Source organism: Cellulomonas sp. HZM (assembly GCF_000708885.1).
Classification (GTDB): Bacteria; Actinomycetota; Actinomycetes; order Actinomycetales; family Cellulomonadaceae; genus Cellulomonas.
Genome location: NZ_JEOE01000075.1, coordinates 1 through 1206, shown reverse-complemented (window position 1 = coordinate 1206; position 1206 = coordinate 1). Strand labels below are relative to the sequence as shown.

The following is a 1206-nucleotide window of genomic DNA, read 5'->3' as shown; positions in this document are numbered from 1 at the left end:
CGGCGCGGCGCCCGGCGCGGGGGCGTGTCCGATCGCGGCAGGCGCGGGGGGGAGGGCGGGGGCGGGCGCGGGGGGGGGCGGCGGGGTGATGAGGCGCGGGGGGGCGGGGGGCGCGGCGCACGCGGGGGAGCAGGGGCGCGGCGTGCCGCTCCATCCGCCTGCGCGTAGCGCCGTCGCGACCTGGGCCGCGGTCGCGCACGCGTCGGAAGCGGCGTGCCGCCAGCGGTAGCGCAGTGTCGTCTCGCCGTGCGCGATGAGCACCGCGTTGTCGCGCCACACGTCGCGGTCGGTGCTGCCGAACGGGTGGGCGAGCTGTCCGTCCAGCTCGACCCGCACCCCGAGGCCGGCGTAGCGGCGGTCAGAGCGGATCCACCGGCCGCCGAGCCGCTCGCGATGCTGCGCGACGGCGCGGGGGAGCCGGTGCGCGCGCTCCACGCGGTCGACGTAGCGCAGCTCGAGCGGTGACTCCACGCCGTCGGCGACCTCGTCGAGCATCGCGAGGAGCAGCGCGCGCCGCGGCACGCGTGCACGTCTCTCGGCGTGGAGCAGGACCCGGTCGGCGGAGACCCCCGCGCGCACCGCGTCGCACAGCAGCGCGACCACGTCGTCGTCGGACCGTACCGCGGTGAGGAGGTCGAGCACGGTGTCGTGCGGGTCGACGGCGCGCAGCGAGCCGCGGGAGAACGGCATGGCGCGACGGCGGTGGACGACGAGGCCCGGCTGGGGCCGGACCGCACGTCGCGCCGGCACGCTCACGACGAACGTCCCGCCCGGCTCGCGCGCGAAGCCGTGCACGTACGCCGCGCTGGTGTGCGAGAGCGCGGCTTCGTCACCGCAGTACAGCAGCGCCGCGCGAGCGAGCTGCCGCCACGTCGTCGCGCCGGACTGCAGCACGACCACACCGCGGAACGGCCTCCGCCAGGCGCCGGTGCGCACCCGATGCCCGACGACGGCCGGCGAGAAGCCCGCCGCGCGGAGCTGGCGCGCCGTCGCGACACCGTCCTGACGCACGAGCGCATCGCGGACGTGCGGCGGCACCTCCCGCAGCGCGGGCAGCGCGAGGACGGCAGCCGGCTCCGCGGGTGCCGGCCTGCCCCGTCGATCCATCGCCCGATCGTGCCGGGATCGCCGCCCCGCCGCCCGACCCCACGGCCCCGCCGACGGAGCCCACGGACCCGCCGACGGTGCCGCCGGCCCCGCCGACGG

Annotated in this window: 1 protein-coding gene; it reads right to left on the bottom strand. The window is 79.1% G+C overall.

Going from position 1 to position 1206, the window contains the following annotated elements:
• Window positions 1–1107 (bottom strand): hypothetical protein (locus AW16_RS0116645; RefSeq protein ID WP_081861759.1); only part of this gene is annotated, 1107 nt, incomplete at its 3' end.
• Window positions 1108–1206: the final 99 nt, after the last annotated feature.